The sequence below is a fragment of the Methanobrevibacter sp. V74 genome (assembly GCF_963082495.1).
GTDB lineage: Archaea > Methanobacteriota > Methanobacteria > Methanobacteriales > Methanobacteriaceae > Methanocatella.
Map to the genome: position 1 here is coordinate 77,275 of NZ_CAUJAN010000003.1, position 26,809 is coordinate 104,083.

General features: G+C 31.7%; 29 protein-coding genes and 5 tRNA genes. 13 read left to right on the forward strand and 21 right to left on the reverse strand.

Annotated features, from left to right (window positions below; translation table 11 throughout):
* Nucleotides 1-25: 25 nt before the first annotated feature.
* The 8 genes from rpoB to Q9969_RS05265 all read right to left on the reverse strand — a co-directional run bounded on the left by rpoB (nt 26) and on the right by Q9969_RS05265 (nt 5,050).
* A complete protein-coding gene (gene rpoB / locus Q9969_RS05230) occupies nt 26-2,329 on the reverse strand; it encodes a DNA-directed RNA polymerase subunit B (protein ID WP_342766057.1) in 2,304 nt (767 codons plus the stop codon).
* A gap of 2 nt (nt 2,330-2,331) precedes the next feature.
* Complete coding sequence (locus Q9969_RS05235) at nt 2,332-3,885, reverse strand: DNA-directed RNA polymerase subunit B'' (RefSeq protein WP_305514795.1); 1,554 nt, start codon at nt 3,883-3,885, stop codon at nt 2,332-2,334.
* Between the two features lie 249 nt (nt 3,886-4,134).
* The gene (locus tag Q9969_RS05240) at nt 4,135-4,368 is read right to left on the reverse strand and encodes a DNA-directed RNA polymerase subunit H (RefSeq protein ID WP_305514793.1); all 234 of its coding nucleotides are present in this window, start codon (nt 4,366-4,368) and stop codon (nt 4,135-4,137) included.
* 42 nt (nt 4,369-4,410) lie between these two features.
* Nucleotides 4,411-4,484: transfer RNA gene (locus tag Q9969_RS05245), tRNA-Lys, on the reverse strand.
* Nucleotides 4,485-4,513: 29 nt separating this feature from the next.
* Nucleotides 4,514-4,585: transfer RNA gene (locus Q9969_RS05250), tRNA-Asp, on the reverse strand.
* A 119-nt stretch (nt 4,586-4,704) separates the two neighbouring features.
* Nucleotides 4,705-4,778, reverse strand: a tRNA-Tyr gene (locus tag Q9969_RS05255).
* 4 nt (nt 4,779-4,782) lie between these two features.
* Nucleotides 4,783-4,857: transfer RNA gene (locus Q9969_RS05260), tRNA-Pro, on the reverse strand.
* Nucleotides 4,858-4,976: 119 nt separating this feature from the next.
* Nucleotides 4,977-5,050 (reverse strand) — tRNA-Thr (locus Q9969_RS05265).
* Between the two features lie 118 nt (nt 5,051-5,168).
* Here Q9969_RS05265 and thiM point away from each other — a divergent pair.
* Both thiM and thiE read left to right on the forward strand, forming a co-directional pair.
* The gene (gene thiM / locus Q9969_RS05270) at nt 5,169-6,032 is read left to right on the forward strand and encodes a hydroxyethylthiazole kinase (protein WP_342765951.1); all 864 of its coding nucleotides are present in this window, start codon (nt 5,169-5,171) and stop codon (nt 6,030-6,032) included.
* Nucleotides 6,029-6,649: a thiamine phosphate synthase gene (gene thiE, locus Q9969_RS05275; protein ID WP_305514789.1), complete on the forward strand. Its 621-nt coding sequence runs from the start codon at nt 6,029-6,031 to the stop codon at nt 6,647-6,649. Before thiM ends, thiE begins: the two co-directional genes overlap by 4 nt.
* Here the strand turns inward: thiE and Q9969_RS05280 are convergent.
* From Q9969_RS05280 to Q9969_RS05290, 3 genes are all read right to left on the reverse strand, one after another.
* Entirely contained in the window at nt 6,646-7,863 is a 1,218-nt protein-coding gene (locus Q9969_RS05280; protein ID WP_305514787.1) for a phosphoglycerate kinase, read from the reverse strand. The two genes, thiE and Q9969_RS05280, sit on opposite strands and share 4 nt — an antisense overlap.
* Nucleotides 7,864-7,872: 9 nt before the next feature.
* Nucleotides 7,873-8,541 carry a triose-phosphate isomerase gene (tpiA, locus tag Q9969_RS05285; protein WP_305555157.1) on the reverse strand — a complete coding sequence of 223 codons (669 nt, stop codon included), beginning with the start codon at nt 8,539-8,541 and terminating at the stop codon, nt 7,873-7,875.
* 235 nt (nt 8,542-8,776) lie between these two features.
* Complete coding sequence (locus Q9969_RS05290; RefSeq protein ID WP_305555159.1) at nt 8,777-9,049, reverse strand: hypothetical protein; 273 nt, start codon at nt 9,047-9,049, stop codon at nt 8,777-8,779.
* Between the two features lie 327 nt (nt 9,050-9,376).
* Between Q9969_RS05290 and twy1 the strand changes: the two genes are divergently transcribed.
* Entirely contained in the window at nt 9,377-10,294 is a 918-nt protein-coding gene (twy1, locus tag Q9969_RS05295; RefSeq protein ID WP_305514780.1) for a 4-demethylwyosine synthase TYW1, read from the forward strand.
* A gap of 51 nt (nt 10,295-10,345) precedes the next feature.
* Here twy1 and sucC read toward each other — a convergent pair whose 3' ends face one another.
* Genes sucC through Q9969_RS05320 form a run of 5 tightly spaced genes read right to left on the reverse strand, consistent with a single transcriptional unit; the run spans nt 10,346 to nt 14,300 of the window.
* Complete coding sequence (sucC, locus tag Q9969_RS05300; RefSeq protein ID WP_305514777.1) at nt 10,346-11,464, reverse strand: ADP-forming succinate--CoA ligase subunit beta; 1,119 nt, start codon at nt 11,462-11,464, stop codon at nt 10,346-10,348.
* Between the two features lie 13 nt (nt 11,465-11,477).
* On the reverse strand, nt 11,478-12,023 hold the full coding sequence (locus tag Q9969_RS05305) for a 2-oxoacid:ferredoxin oxidoreductase subunit gamma (RefSeq protein ID WP_305514775.1): 546 nt from the start codon (nt 12,021-12,023) through the stop codon (nt 11,478-11,480).
* Between the two features lie 9 nt (nt 12,024-12,032).
* Entirely contained in the window at nt 12,033-12,896 is an 864-nt protein-coding gene (locus Q9969_RS05310; protein ID WP_305514773.1) for a 2-oxoacid:ferredoxin oxidoreductase subunit beta, read from the reverse strand.
* Entirely contained in the window at nt 12,897-14,024 is a 1,128-nt protein-coding gene (locus Q9969_RS05315) for a 2-oxoacid:acceptor oxidoreductase subunit alpha (protein WP_305514771.1), read from the reverse strand. It lies immediately after the preceding gene.
* Between the two features lie 9 nt (nt 14,025-14,033).
* Nucleotides 14,034-14,300 (reverse strand): ferredoxin family protein, encoded by a 267-nt coding sequence (locus Q9969_RS05320; RefSeq protein ID WP_305514769.1) that lies wholly within the window; start codon nt 14,298-14,300, stop codon nt 14,034-14,036.
* 136 nt (nt 14,301-14,436) lie between these two features.
* On the opposite strand from Q9969_RS05320, the gene Q9969_RS05325 reads away from it, so the two are divergent.
* The 3 genes from Q9969_RS05325 (at nt 14,437) to Q9969_RS05335 (ending at nt 16,098) form a co-directional block, all read left to right on the forward strand.
* Nucleotides 14,437-14,931 (forward strand): fumarate hydratase C-terminal domain-containing protein, encoded by a 495-nt coding sequence (locus Q9969_RS05325; protein WP_305514766.1) that lies wholly within the window; start codon nt 14,437-14,439, stop codon nt 14,929-14,931.
* 713 nt (nt 14,932-15,644) lie between these two features.
* On the forward strand, nt 15,645-15,815 hold the full coding sequence (locus Q9969_RS05330) for a hypothetical protein (RefSeq protein WP_305514763.1): 171 nt from the start codon (nt 15,645-15,647) through the stop codon (nt 15,813-15,815).
* Entirely contained in the window at nt 15,808-16,098 is a 291-nt protein-coding gene (locus tag Q9969_RS05335; protein ID WP_305555161.1) for a hypothetical protein, read from the forward strand. Before Q9969_RS05330 ends, Q9969_RS05335 begins: the two co-directional genes overlap by 8 nt.
* 161 nt (nt 16,099-16,259) lie before the next feature.
* Here Q9969_RS05335 and Q9969_RS05340 read toward each other — a convergent pair whose 3' ends face one another.
* Nucleotides 16,260-16,568: a hypothetical protein gene (locus Q9969_RS05340; protein ID WP_305514760.1), complete on the reverse strand. Its 309-nt coding sequence runs from the start codon at nt 16,566-16,568 to the stop codon at nt 16,260-16,262.
* Nucleotides 16,569-16,816: 248 nt separating this feature from the next.
* Between Q9969_RS05340 and Q9969_RS05345 the strand changes: the two genes are divergently transcribed.
* From Q9969_RS05345 to Q9969_RS05360, 4 genes are all read left to right on the forward strand, one after another.
* The gene (locus tag Q9969_RS05345; RefSeq protein WP_305555164.1) at nt 16,817-17,320 is read left to right on the forward strand and encodes a hypothetical protein; all 504 of its coding nucleotides are present in this window, start codon (nt 16,817-16,819) and stop codon (nt 17,318-17,320) included.
* Nucleotides 17,298-18,038: a hypothetical protein gene (locus Q9969_RS05350; RefSeq protein ID WP_305555167.1), complete on the forward strand. Its 741-nt coding sequence runs from the start codon at nt 17,298-17,300 to the stop codon at nt 18,036-18,038. The genes Q9969_RS05345 and Q9969_RS05350 overlap by 23 nt, the downstream gene beginning before the upstream one ends.
* Before the next feature lie 415 nt (nt 18,039-18,453).
* On the forward strand, nt 18,454-18,984 hold the full coding sequence (locus Q9969_RS05355) for a YIP1 family protein (protein WP_305555170.1): 531 nt from the start codon (nt 18,454-18,456) through the stop codon (nt 18,982-18,984).
* Nucleotides 18,981-19,751 (forward strand): hypothetical protein, encoded by a 771-nt coding sequence (locus Q9969_RS05360; RefSeq protein WP_305555173.1) that lies wholly within the window; start codon nt 18,981-18,983, stop codon nt 19,749-19,751. Before Q9969_RS05355 ends, Q9969_RS05360 begins: the two co-directional genes overlap by 4 nt.
* A 327-nt stretch (nt 19,752-20,078) precedes the next feature.
* Here Q9969_RS05360 and Q9969_RS05365 read toward each other — a convergent pair whose 3' ends face one another.
* Nucleotides 20,079-20,816, reverse strand: coding sequence for a peptidylprolyl isomerase (locus Q9969_RS05365; protein ID WP_305555176.1), 738 nt, complete (start codon nt 20,814-20,816; stop codon nt 20,079-20,081).
* A 193-nt stretch (nt 20,817-21,009) separates the two neighbouring features.
* Between Q9969_RS05365 and Q9969_RS05370 the strand changes: the two genes are divergently transcribed.
* Nucleotides 21,010-22,104 (forward strand): DUF763 domain-containing protein, encoded by a 1,095-nt coding sequence (locus tag Q9969_RS05370; RefSeq protein WP_305555737.1) that lies wholly within the window; start codon nt 21,010-21,012, stop codon nt 22,102-22,104.
* Here Q9969_RS05370 and Q9969_RS05375 read toward each other — a convergent pair.
* The 3 genes from Q9969_RS05375 to Q9969_RS05385 form a co-directional block, all read right to left on the reverse strand.
* Complete coding sequence (locus Q9969_RS05375; protein WP_305555179.1) at nt 22,101-22,640, reverse strand: tRNA (cytidine(56)-2'-O)-methyltransferase; 540 nt, start codon at nt 22,638-22,640, stop codon at nt 22,101-22,103. The genes Q9969_RS05370 and Q9969_RS05375 overlap by 4 nt on opposite strands.
* A 249-nt stretch (nt 22,641-22,889) precedes the next feature.
* Nucleotides 22,890-23,672, reverse strand: coding sequence for an adenosylcobinamide-GDP ribazoletransferase (cobS, locus tag Q9969_RS05380; RefSeq protein ID WP_305555182.1), 783 nt, complete (start codon nt 23,670-23,672; stop codon nt 22,890-22,892).
* A 2-nt stretch (nt 23,673-23,674) separates the two neighbouring features.
* On the reverse strand, nt 23,675-24,751 hold the full coding sequence (locus Q9969_RS05385) for a phosphatidylglycerophosphatase A (RefSeq protein ID WP_305555185.1): 1,077 nt from the start codon (nt 24,749-24,751) through the stop codon (nt 23,675-23,677).
* A gap of 63 nt (nt 24,752-24,814) precedes the next feature.
* Between Q9969_RS05385 and larC the strand changes: the two genes are divergently transcribed.
* The gene (larC, locus tag Q9969_RS05390) at nt 24,815-25,984 is read left to right on the forward strand and encodes a nickel pincer cofactor biosynthesis protein LarC (RefSeq protein WP_305555188.1); all 1,170 of its coding nucleotides are present in this window, start codon (nt 24,815-24,817) and stop codon (nt 25,982-25,984) included.
* Nucleotides 25,981-26,637: a 7-cyano-7-deazaguanine synthase QueC gene (queC, locus tag Q9969_RS05395; RefSeq protein WP_305555191.1), complete on the forward strand. Its 657-nt coding sequence runs from the start codon at nt 25,981-25,983 to the stop codon at nt 26,635-26,637. Before larC ends, queC begins: the two co-directional genes overlap by 4 nt.
* The last annotated feature ends 172 nt before the right edge of the window (nt 26,638-26,809 follow it).

The window sequence follows — 26,809 nt, forward strand, 5'->3', positions numbered from 1 at the left end:
GTATTGGCTCCTTTAATAATTTATATTATGCTTTGTCTCCTAAAACTAATTTAGGGAAAATACATAAACTCTTAAGTTCGTCTAATAATAATTTAAATGCGTATGAAATTTCAACAGGATAAGTTTCTACATCCCCACAAATAGGGCAGTATTTTTTATTTTTATTTTTATCGAATACAGCTAACATGCCACAGTTTTCACAAACTATGGCCTCATATTTGTCAGATTCATCAAGAAGTCTTTCTTTTAAGGTTAAAGCCGCACCATGTGCAATAAGACAATCTCTTTCCATTTCTCCAAATCTTAAACCACCTTCACGTGCTCTACCTTCAGTAGGTTGACGTGTAAGTACTTGCACTGGACCTCTTGAACGAGCATAAACTTTATCAGTAGTCATATGATGTAATTTCTGGTAATATGCAACACCAACGAAAATTTCAGCATCTAATCTTTCGCCAGTTACTCCACTGTATAAGGATTCGCATCCTGCTGATTCAAATCCGTTATCAATAAGTTGTTTTTTGATTTCATCTTCAAGTGCCTGGTTAAATGGGGTTGCATCTACACGTTCTCCTTCAAGACAGCCTGCTTTACCTGCAACCATTTCCAATACTTGACCGATAGACATCCTAGACGGAATCGCGTGAGGGTTGACTATCAAATCAGGCACAACACCAAATTCTGTAAATGGTACGTCTTCAGGAGACAATATTAAACCAATAACCCCTTTCTGACCGTGTCTGGATGCAAATTTATCACCGAATTCAGGTTGTCTGGTATCTCTTACTCTGATTTTAGCTAATCTTGAACCTTCGACAGTTTCAGATAAAAGTACTGCATCGACAATGCCTTTTTCTCCATGCCTTACAGTTACTGAAGTTTCCCTTCTCCTATCTGCAACAGTACCAAAGTCTTCTTCTAAGAATCTTGGCGGTGAAGTCTTTCCGATTAAAACATCCCCAGATTCAACATATGATTCTGGATTTACAACACCATCTTCATCTAAGTTTCTATAGGATTCTTCAGACCTGTACCCTTTAATATTTTTATCAGGCACTTCGAATTTGTCTACTTGACCCCCAGCATACCTTTTCTCTGAAGTATCATATGCCCTAAAGAATGAAGATCTTGCAAGTCCTCTTTCAAGAGAACCTTTGTTAATAACCATTGCATCTTCCATGTTATATCCTTCATAAGACATTAATGCTACAACAAAGTTTTGACCAGATGGCCTTAAATCATAATTAGTTGAATCTATAATACGTGTTTTAACAATTGGAGTTTGAGGATGATGTAATAAGTGGGCTCTAGTATCAGTACGTAATGCATAGTTAGAAACATATAATCCTAAAGCTTGTTTTGTCATACCTGCTTCCATTGTATTCCTTGGAGAAGAGTTGTGATCTGAGAATGGAATAATTCCTGCACAAATACCAAGCATAGTGGCCGGGTCGATTTCCAAGTGAGTATGGTCTTCATTTAATCCTGCTAAATTCATTGAAATATATGAATTTTCTTCTTCTTCAGCATCTAAATACTCAATAAGACCATTTTCAATTAAATTATCCCATTTAAGTTTGCCATTTGCGATTTTGTTCAAATGATCATCAGTTAACAATGGAATTCCATCTTTAACGATGATTAACGGTCTTCTTGCTCTGCCAGGGTCATTGAATATGTAAATCTCATTGTTATCCTCATAGTAAGTAATATTCATTTCATATGAGATTTCCCCATTTCTTCTTTTTTCTCTCATTTCCTTAGTGAAGTTTACTGGATCTTTACAATAACCTAAAAGTTCACCGTTAATGTAAATTTTAGTTTGACCCCGCCTAGGTTGATGAAGTTTATTCTGTCTCGGAGGAAGAGCGATTTCTTTTCTATCCTCAACATCTTCAACAATGATTTCTTCTTCATCACCAGCAGGTGCAATAGCATCAACTAGATCCTCATCTTCCACAACAGAGTCTGTAGTGTTGGTGAGTTCTTCTTCTACAGGTTTAATATCTGTTGATTCACTAGAAATTTCATCAGCTGAAAATTCAAAACCCTTGAAATCCTTTTTATAAGATTGCCATTTTTGTCTACGTTTATCTTTATTAAATTGTTCAAAAATTGAATCGTCGTTTTTCATTTCATCAGAATCAAAATACAATTCAATATTTTCAGCATGTTCATTAACTCTTTCTACAAATTTATCATTGCTAGCAGCAACTTCTTTTAATTCTTCAATTCTGCCAATAATTTCATTGTAAGAAACTATAGCATCAAATCCAAAGTAATAGAATGCTTTTCTTTCATCAGTAGTAGGTTTTTTAATTCTAGACAACATCACACCTCCTTGATCAATTCAACATCCATTGCTTCAATCACGTCAATAATCTCTTGTTCATCTGAACCTTCAGAGATATTACACAATAAAGCCAAGTTCTTTACCAAACCACAGTTAGGTCCTTCTGGGGTTTCGTTTGGACATATTTTTCCAAATTGAGTTGGGTGCAAATCTCTTGCTTCAAAGTGAGGTTGACTTCTTGTTAACGGAGATACAACACGTCTTAAATGAGAAAGGGTTCCCATATAACTGGTTCTGTCTAATAATTGACTTACACCAGCTCTTCCACCAACCCAATTTCCGGTAGCAATAGCATGTTTAATATTTTCAGTTAAAACATCACTTCTAACAGCTTGTTTAATTGAAAGCTCTTTACCACGAGAAAGACTTCTTTCAAGTTGATAACTCATATCCCTAGTTAAGTTTGTAAATGCAACTCTGAATAAATCTTCCATTAAATCTCCAGAAACTCTGAGTCTTTTATTTGTATAGTGGTCCTTATCATGGGGCTCTCTTTTTTGTTCAATGACTTCTAATAACATTTCAGTCATTTCAGCTAAGTATATAGCCTTATCATAACATCTTTCCTCTTCAGTACCCATGTGAGGCAATAAATAACGATTTACAACATCACGAGCACGTTTTAAACGATAATCCTTAGGCATATTTTTTGCTACTCTATTACCAATATATTTAATGGCGGCAAGCTGCAAATAATCCCTTCTTTCATCAAAAGACATGCCATCCATTTCATTTTGATCTAATTTTAATGATTCAGAAGATACTTGTAAATCGTCTGCAATCATCATTTGGAAGTTATTATCATCTGAAATCGCTGTAATAATCTCTTCATCAGTGGCTAATCCAAGAGCCCTTAATAAAATAACTAATGGAATTTCACCTGGAAGGTAAGGGAATGAAATTCTTAAAAATACTCCATTTTTACGTGGTTTTTTATATTCAAGAGTGATTCTTGCTCTGAAACCACTTTTAATAGAAGTAACAACAGCTTTTGCATGTCTGTCTTCAGGTTCATCAAAACGCTCAAGAATAATTTTATTTGGAGCGATTTCTTCCATTGTAACAACAGCTCTTTCAGAACCATTTACAATAAAGTATCCTCCTAAATCTTGAGGGTCTTCATGTTTCTCAATTAATTCTTCACGACCAAGTCCATTGAGATGGCAAATGTCAGATTTAAGCATGACCGGTAATTCACCAATGTATACTTCTTCAAGTTCATTATCTTCTCCTTCTCCATTTAAAGCCATTTCAAGGTACATGTCTGCAGAATAGTTTAAATTTCTAAGTCTCGCTTCAGTTGGATCGATTTCACTATAAGAACCGTCCGCCTCTTTATTTGATGGTTTTTCAATACGTACTTTACCAGTTTTTAAAGTGTATTTACCATCATCTAAAGTGATAGGTTCGGTAATATCAATGATATTTTGAATTCTATTATTCACAAAATCATTGTATGACTTAATATGATGATCCACTAAATCATATTTGTCAAAAAATGCATCAACTAATTTCCAATTATTCTCTGTCATGGATATCCTCCAGCAATTACGTACGCAATAAAAATAATTAACTAAATAAAAATAAAATTCAATTAGGATTAAACCTAAGTTTAACTAATTCATTTAATCATTATTCTTAATTTACTCATAACTATCTCCCATTAAGATAATTCCTCTCAAACTAAGTTCAAATTTATTATAATGAATTTCTAAAAAAACAAAAAAATACAGAAATTATACTATATTAAATTTCACAACTCTAAATTTATATAAAAACGATTAATCTTCTACAATCCTATAGGTTACAAATACCCCAGCGGTTTGACTTTCACGAGTTATTCTTAAAATATTTCCAGGTTCAGCACCAATAGCTTTCACAACAGGGTCATCAGATTTAATTTTAGGAAGATCTTTAAAATCATAATCTACTTCGCTAAATTCATCTGAAATTTCACCATCAGTCATGATTTCATGCTTTGGTACAAGCATATGGTCTTGAATATCAATTTTCAAATTTTTTCCTCCAGATAGAAAAGTTAAAATATAAAATTAGAACAGGCCTGACGGGAATTGAACCCGCGGCCGCTTGGTTAAAAGCCAAGCGCTCTGCCAGACTGAGCTACAGGCCTATATGATATATTCACTATTTAGATATGAGCGCCCTGGCCGGGATTTGAACCCGAGTCGCGGGCTCGACAGGCCCACATGATAGCCCCTACACCACCAGGGCATATCCTCAAATAGTAATAATACACTAACAATTAATATAATTTTCATTATATATAAATGTTTTGGAAAAATCACATTTTTTTACAAAAATACATATGATTTCAAATAAATAAATTGAAATCCCGCCTGCCGGACTTGAACCAGCAACATTTGGATCTACAGTCCAACGCTCTGCCAAATTGAGCTAAGGCGGGACAATGGGTCCGCCCGGATTTGAACCGGAGTCTCAGGCTCCCAAAGCCCAAAGGATCGACCAAGCTACCCTACGGACCCACATACAATATGTACGTGGACAACATACTAATAGTAATATATTTTTATAAGTATATAAACATTTCGATAATTTAACCTATATTCTATAAAAAACATGCATATAAAAATTATTAATTAAAAGCCCCGGACGGGAATTGAACCCGCGACCACGAGATTACAAGTCTCGCGCTCTACCAGACTGAGCCACCGAGGCAAGATGTTAATATTATAGAACACTATAATTTATCTTAGAAGTTATTTAAATACTTTACTATAAATGTACCATTTTCATTAAAATTTAAATATTAAAAAATTTATAATTAATAATCATGATAAATAACAAAAACGATTTACTTAATAAAATAGATACCACATTGAAAAATATTAAAGAAAAAAATGCATTGACCCATTGTATAACTAATTCAGTTACTATTAATGATTGTGCAAATGCAGTTCTTGCAATTGGCGGATCCCCATTTATGGCAGAAGATAGCGAAGAACTTGAAGAAGTAGTAACAATAGCCGACGTATTAGTGATCAATATTGGAAAATTAAGTAAGGATCAAATTGAATCAATGAATATAAGTTCAAAAACAGCAAATAAAACCAATACTCCAATAATTTTAGACCCCGTAGGGGTTGGAGTAACAGAACTTAGAAACAAAACAACACTTGATTTAATTGAAAACTATGAAATTACTGCAATACGTGGAAATATAAGTGAAATAAAAGCAATAGCTAAATTGGTGGGAGTATTAGATGAAAGCAACACTGCAAAAGGTGTTGATGTTAATGCTGATGACATAATTACTGAAAAAAACTTAAAAGCAAATGGAGATTTAATATGCACACTTGCAAAAAAATTAAATACAGTGATTTTAGCAAGTGGCCCTCTTGATATCTTAAGTGACGGTACAACAACTGTCGTAATTGACAATGGAGATGAAATGATGGCATTGATCACTGGAAGTGGGTGTATGTTATCATCAATTGTTGGAAGTTGCATTGGAGGATCAAATGCCTTTGATGGAAGTCTTGTCGCAATTTTGGCTATGAATATTGCTGGTGAAAAAGCAAAGGCAAAAGTAGATGAAAAAAATGAAGGAACCGGATCATTTAGAGCATATTTAATTGATTATCTCTACAAAACAAACAGTGAAACTTTAGTAAATGAAGCAAATATCAAGATATTATGAAAAACCTAAATTTATCACTATACCTTGTCACAGATGAAAACGATGATGAAGAAAAATTCCTAAAAACTATTGAAGATGCAATTAACGGCGGAGTTAGTGTAGTCCAAATTAGAGAAAAAACAAAAGATACCTTAGACTTTTATAATTTAGCCTTAAAAGTTAAAGAGATTACTGCAAAATATAATGTGCCGTTAATTATCAACGATAGAGTTGATGTGGCATTAGCAATTGATGCTGATGGAGTTCATATTGGACAATCAGATATGCCCTGTGATGTTACCCGTAAATTAGTAGGTCCAAATAAAATTGTAGGAGTTTCCGCCGCCACTATTGATGAAGCTAAAAAAGCCGAAAAAGATGGTGCGAATTATATTGGAACTGGAGCAGTATTTCCAACTGCAACAAAAGATGATGCTCCAAAAATAACAAAAAAGGATTTAAAAGAAATTGTAGAATCAATTAATATTCCCGTAGTGGCTATTGGAGGAATAACCTTAGATAATGCTTCTGAACTAACCAATACTGGAATAAAAGGACTATCTGTTGTAAGTGCAATTATGAGCTCTGATAATCCTAGAGAATCTGCAGAAAAACTATTAAATATTTTTAATAGTTAATCTTTACTATTTTTTAGAGCTTCAACAGCAGCTAATTTTTTACCTGCCAACATGCTAATACAAGCTCCGCCACCACTGCTTACATGGCTCATTTGATCTTCACAACCCAGTCCGGCAGTAGCGGCTGCAATATGCCCTCCACCGATAAGTGAAAAACCTTCTGAAGATGCAATAGCATTAACTAAATCTTCGGTACCCATTGCAAAATCAGGATCTTCAAATACTCCTGCAGGACCATTAGCAAATATAGTTTTAGCATTTCTTATTTCTTTAGCATAATACTCAATTGTTTTAACACCAATATCAAATATGGATTCATTTGGAATTTCGGCAGAATCAATATCTACCCTATTTCCACCAATATTGCATGCAACATCAACAGGATATTTTACCTTATTGCCAAATCTATCAATCAACTCTTTTGATTTAGCGAGCATATCCTCATATCCCCTATTTATAATAAATTTTTTATTAACTTCACCAATATCTACACCTGATGCCCACAAAACAATGTTTCCAACAATACCTGTTGTTAAAATTGAATCAGCAGTTCCATTGCTTAAAACATTTTCCATAACTTCAATGGAATCATCAGGTTTCATTCCGCCCAATAAGAACACACAGGGATGTTCGACATTATCAAGGGCATCCTGAATTATAGTTAATTCTTTTTCCATGACCCTGCCTGCTGCAGAAGGAGTATCTACAGTAAAACCAACCAATGATGCTTGAGAACGGTGAGCTGCTGCAAATGCATCATTTATAAAATAATCAATTAATGGAGATAAATTACGTATGATTAATGACTTTGATTGTTCTTCTGGAGTTCTGGAAAGGGTTTCTTCAGAAAAAAATCTTGCATTTTCAAGTAAAAGAATTTCATGAGGTTTTAAAGATTTAATTGCTTCTTTTGCAGAATTTGAAAACAATGCGTCTATATATTTAACCCTCAAGTTTAAAATATCAGATAGAGCATCAGCATGTTGAGATAAAGTTGTGAAATCCTGTTTACCCGGACGTGACTGATGGGCAAGCAATACAACTTTAGCACCTTTATTTGATAATTCTTTAATAGTTTGAGCATGTAATTTTAATCTAGTATCATCTAAAATAATTCCAGAACCCGGATCCACAGGCGAGTTAATATCAATTCTCACAAGGACTGTTTTATTTTCAACATCAAAATCATCTATCGTATTAAATTCTTTAACCATTTTTTCACTCTATAATTTACTAACCAAATCAAGTAATGCATCTTTTGGACTTTCCGCTTTAATTATCCCAGATGCAAGTAATACTCCATCAGCACTTAAATCCATAGCCGCTTTCATATCCTCGCCAGTTGTAATGCCCGCACCACATAACACTTTAACATTCTTATTAATTGCTTTAACTTCTTTTACAGTATCTTCAACAACTTCAGGTTGAGCCTGAGATACTGGAATTCCAGTGCCAATGAGTTCTGGCGGTTCCACAGCAACAGCATCCGGAGTAAGAGTAGCCACTGCTTTTGAAGTTTCTAAATTATTTGTACAAACACATGATTCAATTTCATTTTCTCTGCACAATTTTACTACTTCAGCAATATCCGCCAATTTCATTCTTTGTTCTGAATGATTAATTAGTGACCCGCTGATTCCAGCTTCAATTAAAGTGCTAATTAAATTAGATCCAGTATGGCCCCCTGGAGAAACAGCATCAATGTGTTGAGCAAAAAGAGGTAATGAAGTTTCTTCACTAATTCTATAAATATCTGCAGATTGTGGAACTGCAACCATAGCAATTCCAGATTCATTAGAAGCACTTTCCAAGTCATGTGCCAGTTCTAAAGCATTTAACCCACTTGATTCCAAATAAGTTTTATAATTTAATATTACAATTGGAGTGTCCATAATAATCCCACAATAACTTTTTATTAATTAAATATTTAGAAAACATTATTAAATAAATTTTTGATTAATTAATATCACTTGAGATAAATCAACATGTTCTTGATTAATAACACTAAATAAAAAAATTTGCCAATAAGCAGCTGCAGATTTCATATTGTCCCGAACTTGGTTTTAAAATCATATAATCATTTTATACTTCAAATAGCGTTTAAATATAAAATTAAACCTGTGCTTTTTAAATAATCTGTTTTGCAAAATCAAGATGATAAATGAGATGACTGAAACAATTAATGAATTCCTGAGGATTTGGAATCATATCATATTCCCAATTCCGGACAATTGATATTTTAACTTCAAAGATTAATTTAACTTCTTCAAGCATTAATACCTTATTATTTACATTAGCAGTGATAATGCCCTCTGGAGAGTTATTAGATATTCCAATTGCCAGCATTATTGCCTGTTGAACAACATATGAATTTTTAGATTCTAAAATATTATTAAGCAAATCACAGGCCCAATTTTTGTGTAAAATTTCTAATTAATGAATTTTTAACTTAAAGAGTTGATTTTACACCATAATATTCCTTTGGCAAGCCTTCCACATATCTTCCACTAGAAATTTTATAAAATAAATGTTCATATGACGGGAATTTTTTTGAATAATAAGAGAATAATTTTTCTGGATTTTTACAACATAATCCCATAGCAGTTACTATTTAACTTAAACATGTGAATATATTTAATTAAATAAAGTAAATTTTGTTCAATATGTGTAATATTGCAATCATATAAAATTGTATATACTAGCAAATCCAAAGTTAAACTTGATTTTATGTCATTTGATAAAAGCCAAATAGAAAAATTAGAAAAAAGTGGATATCGCTTTGTGGGTAGACATGGTCATACCGCAGTTAAAACATGCCACTGGACCCGTCAAAGTATAGTTGATAAAGGAGTTTGTTATAAAGAAAAATTCTATGGAATTCAATCTCATAGATGCCTCCAGATGTCTCCTGCTGTACCAAACTGTCAACAAGAATGTGAATTTTGCTGGAGGGATTTAACCTATACCCAAACGACTTGGGAAGATGATGACTATGATGAACCAAAAGTCATAGTGGATGAGGCAATTAAAGCTCAAAATAATTTATTATGCGGTTTTTATGGAAATGACAAGGCAAATAAGAAAAAATTAGAAGAACTTAAAAAACCAACTAATGCTGCAATATCCCTTGCAGGAGAACCTACGCTTTATCCTAAAATTGATGAACTAATAGGCGAATTTAATCGTCGTGATTTTACAACATTTGTTGTAAGCAATGGCCAATGTGTAGACCGATTAAGAAATCTAGAAAATGATCCATACCAACTATACCTTTCATTAGATGCACCTAATGAGAAAACATTTAATGATGTATGTCGGCCTAGAATAAATGGTGCTTGGAGCAATTTAAATGAATCACTTGAAACATTATCTAGTTTTGACTCCCGTACATGTATAAGAAATACATGTGTTAAAGGAAAAAATATGGAAAACCCTGAAGATTATGGGAAATTAATAAAAAAAGCTGATCCTGATTATGTGGAAGTGAAAGCATATATGTGTGTCGGCTCATCACGTGACCGTTTAACTTTAGACAATATGCCGACATTTGATGAAGTCAAAAATTTTGCTTCTAAGCTAGTGGATGCTTGTGGCAAAGAAATAGTAAATGAATCTGAAATTAGTCGAGTTGTACTGCTCGAATAAAACACAGATTACATCTAACTCCTTAAGTGTTAATGATTTTTTAATAGCAAATTAACTTGTTTCTTGTTTTAATTCATTGCAAATATCAACTGCTTTTTTGGCTGCTTTTTCCATAGAGATTTCATAGGAAATTCCAGCTTCTTCCAAAATCCTTTGGCCTTCCTCTTCATTAGTCCCAGTCAATCTAATGACAATTGGCACTTTACGTTCAACATTTTCTAAAGCTTTAATTACACCACGAGCAACATCATCCGCTTTAGTAATGCCTCCTAAAACATTTAAAAAGACCACTTTAACTGGATGATAATTTAAAACTATGTTTAAAGCTTGATTGATAATCTGTTCTGATGCTCCACCACCAATATCTAAAAATGTTGCTGGTTCCCCTCCATTAAGCTTAATCATGTCCATGGCAGTTAATGTTAAACCTGCACCATTACCTATTACCGCAATATTGCCGTCTAGCTGGACAAAATCAACGGCCTTTTTTTTATAATGTAACCTTTCAACCAAATCCTGATGCCTGTATAAAGAATCGTTTTCAACAACTAACTTAGCATCGGCAGCTATTAAACCATCAGGAGTCAATACCAATGGATTAATCTCAGCGGTATCCGCATCATATTTATCAAATACATTATACAGTTTCCAAATAATATCTCCCAGCTGAGAGATTAAATTTGATTCAACACCCATCTGACGTGCAATTTCACGTGCTTCATAAGGCAAGAATTCAAGCAAAGGATCCGGATAATATTTGATAATTTTTTCAGGATGGTTTTTGGCTAGGTTTTCAATCTCAATCCCGCCTTCTTTACTTGCTAAAATAACCGGCCTTCTAGCGCCCCTATCAATAGATACAGTTACAAAATATTCATTGAATATTACAGCTCTTTCCTCTATTAAAAGATGCTTTACCTTTTCACCTTTAATTTCCATTCCTAAAACTTCATCAGCAACTTTTAAAGCTTCACCTGGATTATTAGCGAATTTGACTCCACCAACTTTACCTCTACCTCCAGTTAAAACTTGTGCCTTTATAACAACTGGAACATTCATTTCCGAATAAATCGACATTGCCTCTTCAGGAGAATAAGCAACATGGCCTTCCAGAACAGGAATGCCTTCCTGATTAAAAATTTGTTTTGCTACATTTTCAAAAAATTTCATTATATACACCTAATTATACTAAAGCATATCCGGCTTCAAAAGCTTTGATATTCTTTTCCTCGGTTCCGGCAGGAACACTATCTTCAATAGCTTTCATAGCTGCTTGTTTAGATATAACTTCAGTAATTTTTGCAATAGCTCCAACCATAACAATATTCGCTACAATTTTAAGACCAATTTCATCAGTAGCTGTTTTGGTTGCTGGAGCTTCATAAACTTCAATATTATGTTCATCAATGAACTCGCGAACATCCTCAACATCAGTTGTTCCCGGATCAACAATTAATGTTCCATTATCTTTTAAATCCACAATATATTTAATTAAAGCCTCATTAGACATTGCGATTAAAATATCTGGATTTTGAACTTTAGGATAATCAATTTCTGTATCACTTATAACAACTTCGCATTTAGAAGCTCCACCACGAGCTTCAGGCCCATAGGATTGGGTTTGAACAGCTTCTTTTTCATCGAATAGGCTTGCAGATTTACCTAAAATAATGCCTGCAAGAATTACTCCCTGACCTCCAAATCCTCCAATTCTAATTTCAGTTCTCATATTATTCTCCTAAAATTCTGTTTCAAATGCAGAATTGATAAGAGTTTTCTTACCTGATTTTTCTACACTTAATTTATCAATATTCTCTGTAAATTCATCTTTTGTGTAATCTGCAAATTTTCCAACTACGATTTTGCCTTCCAATTCTTTTGGTCTCATCCTATCTGCAGCTGATTTAAATACAGTGTTTGCTTTCATTACTGCAGCCATTGCAGTAGGGGTTTTAAGTTTATTTTTACGACCAAAATATGTTGGACATTGGGTTGCAACTTCAATAAATGAAAAACCGGGATTTTCCAATCCCTCTTTAATTGAAAGAATTAAGTTGTCCAATTGAACTGTTGTCCATCTTGCAGAATAACTTGCACCAGATGCTGCAACAAGTTCAGCTAAATTAAATGGAGTATCTGGATTACCATAAGGAGCAGTTGTTCCGAAACTACCTTTAGGAGATGTAGGGCTGATTTGACCCCCAGTCATGCCGTAAATATTATTATTGATACAAATTACGGTTAAATTAATGTTTCTTCTAGCTGCATGAATTAAATGATTGCCTCCAATAGAAGCTGCATCACCGTCACCGGTAAAAACAACAACATCCAAATCCTTATTGGCTGTTTTTAAACCGGTTGCGAAACTTAACGCTCTTCCATGAGTAGTGTGTAGGGAATCACAATTAAGATAACCAGGAATTCTTGAAGAACATCCGATTCCTGAAACCATTGCAATATTATCAAAATCCATTCCTGTCTTTTCCATTGCAGTTAAAAAAGCATTAATAATTGCTCCGTTTCCACAACCCGGACAGAAAATATGAGGCAATCTATCTTCTCTTAAATAAGGGAGAAACCTATTTTCTTTATGTTCGGTCATTTAGTTTCCTCCTATTTTATCAATTTTATCTAAAATTTCATCTGGAGTAGGCAATAATCCACCAATAACTCCCATTAAGTGCACATTAGTATCTTTAAGTACACGGTCAACTTCATAATACATTTGACCCAAATTCATTTCAACGACGACTACATCGCCTGCATTTTTTGTAAGTTCTTTTAACTGTTCTTCTGGAAACGGCCATGGAGTATCAATTTTAACATAACCTACTTTTTGATTATTATCTCTAGCTCTTCTTGTAGCTTCAACAGCTGATCTAACCGGTGAACCATAAGAAACAATAATAACATCCGCATCTTCACAATATTCAGATTTGACAGAGCAAATTTTATCTCTATTGTTTAAAATTTTATCACAAATTCTTTGAACAAGTTTTTCATGAGTTTCAGGATTGTTTGTATCTGGATAACCTCTTTCATCATGAGTAAGTCCGGTTACATGAATATTGAATCCGTCACCAAATGAAGGCATTGGATTTGTTCCATTTTCAACATTCTTAAATGGCAAATAGCCCTCAATTTTTTCAGACCTTTTTCTTGGAACAATCTCAATATCATCTTCAACAGTGATTTTTTCTCTCATGTGTCCTATAATTTCATCAGCCATTACAAATACTGGGCATCTGTATTCCTCGGATAAGTTAAATGCTTTTATTGTAAAATCGAAAAATTCCTGAACACTTGATGGGGATAATGCTATTGGTTCATAATCTCCGTGAGATCCCCAACGTGCTTGCATCATATCGCCTTGCGCTGCCATAGTTGGTTGAGCAGTTGAAGGAGAACCTCTTTGAACATTGACAATGACAATAGGGGTTTCACTTATAAACGCGTATCCTATATTTTCTTGCATTAAGGAAATACCAGGCCCTGATGTTGCAGTCATTGATTTGGATCCTCCCCAAGAACCTCCAATAATCGCACCTGCTGATGCGATTTCATCTTCCATCTGAACAAATGAACCTCCCACTTTTGGTAACTCACGAGCTAAAGTTTCCGCTACTTCAGTAGACGGAGTAATAGGATAACCTGCAAAAAATCTACATCCTGCAGTTAATGCTCCTTTAGCACATGCTTCATTTCCTTGAATAAAAAATTCTTCAGCCATTCATAACACCTACTTTTTCCCCCTTGTGAAATAAGGATTAAAATTCATATTGTTGTCCTCTTGCATCCACCAATTATCCGGCAAATCCACAGTTATAGCCTGGTCAGGGCATGCAACTTCACAAGTACCGCATTTATTACATCTCTCTTCAAATTTAACAAATGGTAATTGCACTCCTTTTTTATTAATCTCTGGAGATATTGCATAAACATTTTTATAACACATGAATAAGCAAAGATGACAACCTTTACACAATTTTTCGTCAATAATAATCAATTTTGAATCTCCTTAATAATTCTATGATAAATAAATCTAGAATGTATGTTACTTATGTTAATGAACATTTAAATATTTTATGTCAAATCATGATAAATTAGAAAATTTATTAAAAAATAAAATAAATATTATAATTATGAAACCTCTGACAACACCAATTAGTAATGGAGATATTGACAATCTAAAAGTTGGAGATAAGATACAAATTTCCGGAACAATTTACACCGGACGTGACGCGGCACTTCCGCAACTTGTTGAGTTAATTGAAAAAAATGAAGTTCCTTTTGATTTAGATGGCAGCGTAATAATGCATACGGCTTTTAGTAATGCAGGAATAGCACCTACTACCAGCAGCAAGGTAGAAATTGAATCTACAATAGCACCATTAAGTAAATCTGGAGTTAAAATACACATTGGAAAAGGAATGTTAAGCGATGGGACTGCTAAATCATTAGATGAAAATAATTCCATATTTGTAATAACACCGCCAGTTGCAGCTCTCCTTACAAACAAAGTTTTAGAAAAAAAGTGTGTTTTGTTTGAAAATGAAGGCATGGAAGCCATGTTTGAGTTAAAAGTAAAAAATATTCCTGGAATAGTAGCTATCCACAAAGGAAATAAGATTATTTAAATAAAAAAACAATAATTAGAGTTATTTTAAAAATAAATCAAATTTTTACTGAAATTTGGCATTGAACCTTCAAAAATCATGAAATTCCCATTATACTCATTTGCCAATCATATGCTGAAAAATGCAGTTACATATTAGCTCTGCATTTACTTTGGAGTTAATATCAATCTAATGATACAGTTAAACAGACATATACCCAATTAACAAAGAATCATCATGACACGATCAATGGGATTCAACTGCTAATTTCAACAATAATGAAAATATACAAACATGCTAAAAATAAAAAAATATTTTTATAGCTCCAGTTTAAACAAAAAAGTTAAAAAATAGCACCACTAAACAAACTAGAAATCTGTTGACAAATCTAGTGGTGATTGAATAGAATGGGCCAATTGTTAACTGATTGATAGTTGCATTTTTATTATTGCTTTTAACTGTATCTGTTTTTCAATTGTTATTTCTCTAGGGTTTATATTTAGTGTAATAATTAATTGGAGCGATGATTGTTTAGAATATGTTCTTGTTCTTTAATATAGTTCTAAAACTCTTTTTCCATCTGTTGTTAATGATTAAAGTTTTCCTTTAAGGATTCGAGATGTTATATTATAAACAAGACCATATTTTCTTAATCGTGCCAAAAGTTGCTAATATGATTTGTGAACACATTAATTGCCTCGCCTATTTGTTTTGGCATGTGATAATGGTTAAAGATGATAGAAGTCCAATTAATCCATACAGATAAAGAGCATTATGATACTGTTAATGATAATAAATTCTTAGAAATGATTTATAAGTGGTATTATGATGATATTGGCAATGCAGAATTATTATATAATGCTCATGAGTGTGGAATGATTTTAACTGTGGTATCTATTGATTAAAACAGTTGAAGAGTTTTTAATTAAAATTGGTCACTATGATTATGTTTATGACTATGATTGGGAGTTTCATTTAGATAATAAGAATGAAGTTAATGCATATTGTATGTCTGGAGGTAAAATATTAGCATATCCTGGAATATTTCAGATAGTCGATGATGAAGAGAAATTAGTTTTTAGTGAAAACTGGACAATTATATTAAATAGTGAAAATCTTTTGAAAAGAGACATATACACAAACAATGAATGTAAATGCAATATTTGTGATAAAAAGAGATTCAACTGAGGAAACTATAATAAAAGTACAACTACAAAACAAGAAACTAAACTCAAATGCATTATATAATATTTACTGAACAATCAAAGTATTTAAATGATGATTTCTACAAGATTAATAATAATATTTAATAAAAAAAGTAAAGGAAGTTTAAACATCCTTTCAAATAATTATTTACTGTAATAGAAATAGATAGTTCCTACACCCTCACTTGAAGTACTACCTTCACCAACTACATTATTATTTGGATCAAGTAAATAAACATCCGTTGGTCCACCTTCATATTGATTGACAGTTACACTAGCAGTTTCAACATCTCCAACATCAATAGTTTTTTGTCCAGTACTTTCGTCACTTGAGTATTTTCCATTTATAGTTAAATCTAGTCTCCATTTTCCAGTGGTATTAATTTGTAGTTTATAATTGTCATTATCTGACGTGCCTTTAGTATTATTAGAGTTAGAGTTATTCTCACCCATTAATAATGTTGTAATAGCTACAGATTATAATTATTACACTTATTATTTTTTTATTCATGTTTTTTCTCCTTAACTTTCAAGTATTATAATAATATACTTGCTTAATATATATGTATTTAATTTAGTTATTAAGGCTCTTTCAAAAACTTTGTTGATTTGAAATTTTTTGATGAAAATTAGTTTGGAATTTTTAATTTTGTCTAAAAATAGTTAAATTTAATAAATAGGGTGGAGTAAAAGTTTTTATTATGCCTAATCAAAAAACAAATACTCCAAATAGTATTTTAGATGTTAAACAATATATATTTTGTGATTTTAATGATGGATTTGTCCTTTCAGATCCTTGTTTTGTGAAAATTTTTAAATCCTGTCAAAAGGCTCTGAAATCTTTTGATTTGAGTTTTAAGAAGGATGTTCCGTATTTTAAAATGAGTTTAGCTCGATGCCCTCATTGTGGAACTCGTCATGTAGTTAAATATGGTTTTACAAAAAGAACATTAGTATTTAAAGAAATAGGCAAAACTAAGGTGAAAGTTCAGCGTTATATTTGTAAACGTTGTGGTAAAACCTTTCAAACTGATTTAACAAGTCTTGTTGATAAAAACAGTAATTTTACGAATGAATTGAAAAGTAAATCAGAGCATTTAATTTCAGATTATCTGGGAAGCTTGAAAAATGTTTGTAAATCTTTTAAAAAATTCTTTGGAATAACAGTTTCACATCAAACGATTGAAAATTTGGCTTTTTGTTGATGAAAACATTTTAGAATTTGATTTAGGTCGTTGCTCGGGATATTATGTCTTTGATGTAGAATGGATAAAAATCAATGGAGAATGGAAATATCGACACACCTTACTTGATTCAATTTCAAATTGCATCGTAGCCGATGCAATTTACGATACTGAAGATGAAAACACTGTTGAGAAGTTTTTAAGAGAATCTACAGTAAATAAAAATAAAATTGCAATCACAACAGATTTAGATAAAAAATATGCCTCAATTATACCAAAACTAGGTTTTAAACACCAATTATGTATTTTCCATACTAAAAAAAGTTTAAATAAACAATTAAAAACTTTTAAAGATAAAAATCTCATTTCTGACGAAGAATATCAAGAATGCCACAAACAACTGAAAATAATCAAAGATTTATTCGATTTAAATGATTACGATGAATTCAAAAATGAAGTACAATCTTTAATTTATCGCAAAGATGATTTTCATCCAGTTATTTACAAAATAATCAGAAAATCAATCACTCCTCGATATAAAAGCTTTATTCATCACTTAAAAGATAAACGAATTGAAAAAACAAGTAACAAAATTGAAAATGCCTTCCAAAAAACAATGCCAAAATCTAGAAAAAGAACATTCAAGACCAAACGAGGTGTTTTAAAACGAATCTATCGCAGAGATTTAATTTGGAATGACAATCGCAAAAAGGATTTTGAAAATCAACAAAGTTTTTGAAAGAGTCGTTATTAATCTTTTTTATAATGTGAATCAAGTTCTTTCAAAAACTTGTGATTTCATTTTAAACAAAATTTTATTAAAAATTTTAGGTTATTTTTATATTTTAAAGTTAATAACTCGATTATCGTGAAATAATTTAAGTGAATAAGTTAATCAAAAAATAATCTATCACACAAGTTTTTTGAAAGTGCCAAAAAATATGAAATAAAAAGATTAAAAATAAAAATCAAAGAGAATTCTATCAGCTAACTTTTTAACCTCCCGCAAACAAACCAAAGGATAAAAATACATTAAAAGGAAATTATTATAAAACTAGATTATTGATAAATCCATTAAAAAAAATCCACACTTTATACTCTTTTTAATAAATCTAGCTTAAAGTATATTAATAATGATAAATTAATATAATTTCATGAAAACTAAAATAATGGAATTTTTCACAAATAGTGCTAAAGTTTTCTTAAATCCAGATGAATTATTTAGTGAAAAAAAAGCAACCCATAATTATGATGGAGTTTTTTCATTAATTTTTTATATGGCAATTTTAGGACTGATTTTTGGAATTTTAACAAAAAGTGTAATTATTACAATAATACTTATAATTACTTTAATAATTGGAGCGTTAATCTCTAAATTAATACACAGTCTAATAACCTATGTTATTGCAATGATTTATAAAGCAGATGCTGAATTTAGCCAATTATATAATTTAATGTGTTATGATGGGGCTTTATATGCTTTAATCATCCCAGGTATTGGAATTGCCTTACTTACAGGTAACCTGATAGTAATACCATTAATCATACTTGTGGATTTATGGAAATTAATTGTAAATGTTATAGCTGTAAATAGTGTGTTTGAATTTGGATACGGTAAATCATTTATCGCATCATATGCATTAGTAATTTTAATTTTAATTATTATAATGGGGTTAATATTATGAACAATTATAAAATTCTAGGAATAATTATAATTATTGGACTTGTCTTTTCAATATTTGCGGCCACCATCTTTTCAATCAATAGTTCTAATGAAAAGAAAGATTACAATCTAACTGAATTTAATGATGGGCAATTAAATTTAACCAAAAATGACTTAAATGGAATAAAAACTGTAAATATAAACTTAAAACAAGAAATAGGTGGAGTTAAAATTAATTTCACAGATAAAGACAATATTTACAACATTACCAGTGATTCCAAAGACCCAGTTAAATTTAACTACACAAAAAACGGAGATACTTTAAATATAAACCTCGAGTCCAATAGATCAGATACGACATTTGAACTAAGCAATAAATACCAATACAATATCAACTCAGACATAGCTATTGGAGGATTAACTGCTAACTTTGAAAATGGAGACGTTAAAAACTTTAACTCCAAAATTATACTCGGCGGCGAAAACTTAATACTCACCAACGGAAATGTAAAGAAAATTAACACAACTATAAACACCGGAGGAGCAAATATCCTCGGAAATGCTAAAAATAAAGTTGATATGAACTCTGAAATCGTTATTGGCGGTATAAACATGGAACCTAATGGAAACTTAAATTTAAAATCCCATGAAAGATTAGGTGGAGTGAACGCTGAATCCTACACTTCAAAAGATACTGGGTATTATACTGAATATACTGGAAATAACATATCTGATAATGTGATTAACTTAAAAAGTCAAATACAAATCGGTGGATTAAATTTAATTTAAATCCACTTCTTTTTTAAATTTCAAACCGAAAACACATAAATTCAAAAAATGGAAGTTCAAATTAATTTTGAAATTCAACTCCAATAAAAATTACGATTAAAACCTTCCAACAAAAAAAAGCATAACCACTCTCAAAAACAGAATAAATTACCTTAAAAATTGATATAAATATTAAAAAACTAAAATATTGGCAAATCCCTTAAAAAAATAAATAATAAGAGTTATAAGGCAAGATAACTCTCAGTATTCTATCAATTCAAATTGAACTAATAGTTATTTGTTATATTCTTAATATCTTTTTATTCCCATTGTTAGAGAATATGAAGATTATTCTTCTGCTTCTTCTTCATCTTCAGTTTCTTCTTTTTTCTCAAAGGAATCAATGAAATTAACATTATTAATTTCATCGATGTTATCCCAGATATCTTTAGCTATTCTGAATCTTGCAAAAGTAATGTCCATGTAGGGTTGTTGGTCAAATTTAGCCATTTCATCTAATTTGATGTTTGCAACACCATCAACTATGTCAATTTCAGTTTTTTCAACATCGACATTAGAATTAGAGTAATGTAACTCAATCATACTTTTGATTTTATCTTTTTCATCTTCAATGATTTCAGTTACTTCAACTTCATAAACTAAGTCTTTTCCAGCTAATTCATGGTTAAAGTCGATTTTTACTCTTCCACCATTAACAGTTAAGATTTTACCAGTTTCACCATCAGATTGGATTTTCATACCTTGAACCGGAGTCATACCTTGTTTTTTGAATTCTCTCATAGGCACTAATTGAATTAATGAATGATCCCTAGGGCCGAAAGCATTATCAGAATCCACTTCAATAGTTTTCTTGTCACCTTCTTCTAATCCAATAATTGCCTCTTCAATAGCAGGCAATAAGTGGTTTCCACCTACAACAATTGGAATTGGTTTGTAGGCTTTTTTAACATCAAAAATTTCAGCTTCTTCTGCAATTTCTTCATAAGTAGTGTCAAATACTTCATCAGTGTCTTTTATTTTACCAGTGAAATTTACTCTAACAAAATCTCCGTTATCTATAGTCATAATATAAGCTCCTTTATAATTTTGATTATATAAATTGTTAATAAATCTAACAGTAACTATTTTAGTCAGCATCATTTATTAAAGTTTTGTTTGATTAGAAGAAAAATGTATAAAATAAGTGTCATTGAAAAATAAATACTTTTCAAATGCTCTTAGTGAAACACTAATATCTATGTTAAAGATAATATTATCCATGCAAAAAAGAGGATCAGTTAATTTACCACTTCACAGAGGGCATCCTCCACGTTGGTTATTTTCAAGAATGGTTGACCTATCTGGAGCATTAGCTTCAGTAATTATTGAGGAATATAGTTTAGAAGAATTTTTAAATCGTATTTCCAATCCTTATTGGTTTCAAGCATTTTCTTGTGTCCTAGGTTTTGATTGGCACTCCTCTGGAACTACCACAACAACCCTTGGTGCTTTGAAATCATCCTTATCCCCTGAAGAGCATGGAATTTATTTAACTGGAGGGAAAGGTGGAAGATCGAGAAAAACACCTGAAGGGATAAAACATGCTGGAGATGTGTTTAATTTAAAAACAAAAACCACAGAAAAATTAGTTGAAACAAGTAAATTATCTGCTAAGATTGATAACTCATGTATTCAAGATGGCTACACATTATACCAACATAACTTCTTTATAACTGAAAAAGGAGACTGGGCAGTTGTTCAACAAGGATTGAATGGTGAAAATAAATATGCTAGACGTTATCATTGGTTAGGTAATGAAATAGATAAATTATTAAATGAACCTCACAGCGGAATCTCATGTGATTTAAAAACTCCCAATACATTAAATATGTCTTCAAAAGATAGCGAAGAAGCACAAAAAATTAGTGTTGATTTAATTAATGACAATCCAAATCATTTAAGACAATATTTTAAAAGAAAAGATAATCAAATGCTTTTAGAAGATTTTTCAATGCCCTCTCATCATCCAGTACTTGACATGGACATTTCTGATAAAGAATTTGAAGTGCTAACAAAAGCTTGGGAAATCCAACCTGAAAACTATGAAGAATTGATTTTACTGAATGGCATTGGCCCTAAAAAAATAAGAGCGCTTGCTTTAATATCCGACCTTGTTTATGGCGAACCTGCAAGTTGGAAGGATCCCGTCAAATATAGCTTTACACATGGAGGCAAAGACGGTTTTCCATATCCGGTTGATAGAGAGACATATGATAATTCTATCCAGACTATACGAGATGCACTTGACCGGGCACGAATAAAAAAAGATGAAAAGTTAAAAGCCATAAAAAGATTAGATGACTTTATCTCTTAACGATTTTCATTGTGAACATTAACGTTTTTACCATGAGCTGTTGGAATTACTTCCAATACTGGATTTTCAAATTCTAAATCGAATTCCTTACCATCCATCAACAAGTGTTGAAATATTGCAAGGGAAGAAACTTCAGAATGAGGCTGTGTTGTTACAGAAACATTCCAATCAGCAGCCTTATAAACTTTTCCAGGAACTTTGGAACCACCAACAATAATTAAAATATCTGATCCATCTTCTCTTACTTCAGTTGCAGTTATATGAGCTTGTGTACCATACATTGTCAAATGCACAACCTTTCCACCATCTGCCTTCCATTTGTTAATTACTCCCATGTAACTTTCAGCATATTCAATCTTAAAATTCCCGCCAAATCTTGAAGCGGTGTCTTTAACATTTTCCATTAACTGAGTATCCTTCTCACCAGCCAAGTATATTTTACTTGCACCAAATGCACGGGCGGTTAGACAAACATGAGTTGTAATTCTAGTATCCCTCTTTAATCTGTGATCTAATCTTAAAACATTAACAACCATATTAATCAGTTAATTATTACTTGTTAAAATTATATAAATTTGATGAGAAAAACCACTTCTAACTAACTTTTGCAATAAATTTGATGCATGCATTGCATTAATTTTCAATGCAAGATTTATTAATATGAGAAATAAATATTGGAAATTTGTTAAATATGGGCAAATCTCATCACTACTAAATTAAACTCCCCAATATGTAAAATAATCTATAAATTACTTAAAATATTGAATTTAAGCCATTAAATTTATTTAAATGAAAAACAATGTTATTGCCATGAATAATAATGATAATAAACGTCCAACTTCATTACTCATTCCTAAAACATCACCATTAGCTAAAATAAAATTACGTTTTGCAATATTTGCGATTATAACACCGGAAAGCATTGCACCTAGAACACCCGCAATACCAATCCATCCACCAAGCAAATATGCAATAATTGCTACAATCACTGTTGAAGCATAATAATTAGGAACATTAGTTTCTTTTATAAAATAGCTACCAATACCTGGTGTTAAAGGTTCTGATAGCAATGCAGTAGTCAATAAAGATGTTTTTGCAGACATTTCACATATTATAATACCCATTATAAAATTATAATCAAGAATATTGTAAATTCCAGCAATTGTGAGACTTGCAACTAAAAACAGTGTAGCAATTCCCCCAGCACCCACACTAGAATCTTTCATTACCCTAATTTTCTTTTCAGCATCCCCATGAACCATAACCCCATCGGCCATGTCCATTACACCATCAAGATGATTATAACCAGTTATTATCATCAAAAATGCATATACAACAGCAGCCGTGAAAAATGAATTTAAATGTAAGAACTCAAGTGAAATATAACCACAAATTGCCGCTAAAATACCAATCAATATATGTAAAAATGGCCATACCCATGTTAATTTAGTCATATACTCAATCGATGTGAAAACATTGATTGGAAGTATTGTTGAGAATGTTAAAAGTCCTAAAATGGATTTTATTGGTGAAAATTCTTCATCTTCAAAGTAACTATCATCTTCCATAATTATTCCTCAAATATTTTAGATATGCATCCTGCAATCAATCCGGCGAAAATATTATCAAGCACCGGAGGCAAACCTCCAATGATTCCAGGTTTAATTTCATTGTATCTTTTGAAATTGAATGCAGCTTTTGTTCCAGCAATTTGATTTGAAATTGCAAAACCCAATACCTCATCCCCATAAAGATAAGTTGAATCATCACAAGTAGCAACTTCCCTCAGGCGGTTATGATTTAAATCTTGCTCTAGCCTAATACCTGCCATCAATAATGCAATAACATTAATATCAATTAATGATTTGAAAATTTGTGCTGTCATTTTATCTTTTAACACCGGAGTTATTTCAACATCATGTAAAAGTTCCATTCCAGCATCAACTAAATCACCTATCTGTATTCCTTCAGATACCAAGTAATCAAGAATGCCAAAGCTTAGCTTGAGATTTTTAAATGCGTCTTCCATACTTATCTCAATAGCATCACTAATTCGTATTTTTAAATCTTCAAAATCAATATCATCCCATTTTGCATTATTAATATCCAAAGATCCGCCACCATTATCTGAAACATTAGACAATACTGCTAAAAAATCATTATCATTTAAAATATATTGAATATGTAAAGGCAAACCCATATTAGCTAATGTTTTAGCCTTAGTACTGGCTACTAATTTAAAGATTTTAAGTAAATCCTTTGGCGAGATTGCTTTATCAATATAAATTACATGACTTAAATTAATTCTTGCATCAGTAAAACCTTTATGTGAATTTGCAACTTGTAATTTATCAGCAAAATCATCGACAATGACATCATTTGCCATGAAAGTAAAAATAGATAAATCATCATAAGTGTTTTTAAAGTAGTTTAAAGATTCGGTTGCTTGAGCAATATATGAACCTTCCATATTGTTAAAAACTTCTGCTCTTTTAGCTGTAGCTTCAAATTCATTCTTAGATTTGATTATATTAACATTTTGGACAATATCAATCCCATCACTTACAGTGAAATCACTGAATGCTAAAAAATGATTTGGATTATTGATGCAAATACCATAATCTTTTTCGATGATATTAAATTCCATGAGATAATATATATTAATTATTTAATTTAAACCTATATTATAATATCAAAAAGGACCTAACACATGACAATTATTATTGATCCACAGTCTAGTGGAATAGCGGGAAACATGCTAATAGGAGCATTTGTTGATTTAGGAGCAGATGCAGACAAATTAAAAGAAGTTATGGAAAAATCAGCTTTAGAATTTGGAAAAGTTGAAGTTACATTCACTAAAGTTTCAAAATGCGGGATCATTTCAACATTCTGCCATGTTGAAATGCTTGAACATAACCACTCTATTGATTTTAAGGAATTTATATCAAAAATTAAAGAGCTGGATCTGGATGAAAAAATCATAAATACTTCTGTTAAAATATTTGAAAGAATTGCTGAAAGTGAAAGCAAAGTTCACGGCAAAAGTCTTGACGAAGTTCATTTTCATGAAGTAGGAGCTAGTGATGCCGTTGCTGATGTGATAGGTTCTGTTTATGCATATTATTCACTAGGTTATGATAATCAAAAAATAATTGGCCTACCAATAGCTATTGGAGGAGGTAGAGTTAAAACATGTCATGGCATAATACCTGTTCCTGCACCAGCCGTTGTTGAAATCTTAAAAGATGCTAAAATGATAGGTGGTCCGGTAGATAGTGAACTTGCAACACCAACAGGCGCGGCCATTTATATGGAATTATGTGATGAAATTAAAGATTTTATTCCTCAAATTAAAGTTAAAAAAGCAGGTTATGGAGCTGGAAGAAAAGATTTTAAACATCCAAATGTTTTAAGAATAATTGAAAGTTCAGACATGACTGAAAGTGATGAAATCGATGTTATTGAAACAAATCTTGATCATTTAACTGGTGAAGAAATCGGTTATTTATTTGATGTGCTTTTAGATTCAGGCGCCAGTGATGTATCAGTAACTCCAATTATAATGAAAAAAAATCGTCAAGGAAGTCTTTTAAAAGTAATATCCAAAAAAAAATACAGAGAAATAATGATTGAAACTATCTTTAAAGAGACCGGCAGTTTAGGCATTAGAATTGCACCTAATACTCATAGAGGAATAGCCAAAAGAGAATTTGAAACAAAAAGTTATGAAATTAACGGTGAAACTTATGAGGTAACATTTAAAATAGGTTATGTTAATGGCGAAGTAATTTCCAAAAGACCTGAATACGAGGATTTGAAAAAAATTGCAAAAGACAGCGGTTTGGCTTTGATGAAGGTTAAGGAGATAATAAAATGAAAAAGGCAGTATCAGTTTTTTCAGGAGGTCTTGATTGTACTGTTGCAACAACTGTATTTGATAATGATTACGAAATCCTTGCAATAACCTTTAATTATGGTCAAAAAGCTGCAACACAAGAAATAATTGTATCTAAAAAAATTTGTGAAAAAATGGGTTGGAATCATGAAGTAATTGACCTTCCTTGGCTTTCAGATATTAGCAATTCAAGTTTAAATACTGATGAAGATGTTCCTGAAGTATCTGAAAGTGATTTGAATGATTTAGATAAAAGCAGTGAAACCGCCAGTAATGTTTGGGTTCCTGCCAGAAATACTGTTTTTACATCTATCGCCCTTTCTTATGCTGAAAGCATTGGTGCCCAGATAATCATTGTTGGTTGGAATAATGAAGAAGGCGCTACTTTTCCAGACAATTCCAAAAATTTTTTAAAAGAGTTTAATGAGTTAATTAAGGTTGGTTCACCAAATAATATTAAAATTGAAGCACCATGTATTGATTTAACCAAAGAGGAATTAGTTGAATTTGGTGTTAAAATTGGTGCTCCAATGAAATTAAGTTATTCCTGCTATAAAGGAGAAGAGGAACCTTGTGGTGTTTGTGAAAGTTGCGTTAGGCGAAATAGAGCATTCAAAAAGTACTGTAGTTTCTGAGTCTTTTTTCATTTCTCTTTGAATAAAAGAATTAAATCCGCCAATTGTATCTTTTTCTGAGCCTATAATAGATCCACTACGATCCATGATAAAAATTAAATCAAATATTTCGTTTTGAGGTGCTGTTTTCATATCCCCAAGTTGCATATTAATAAGTTATATTTAACTTATT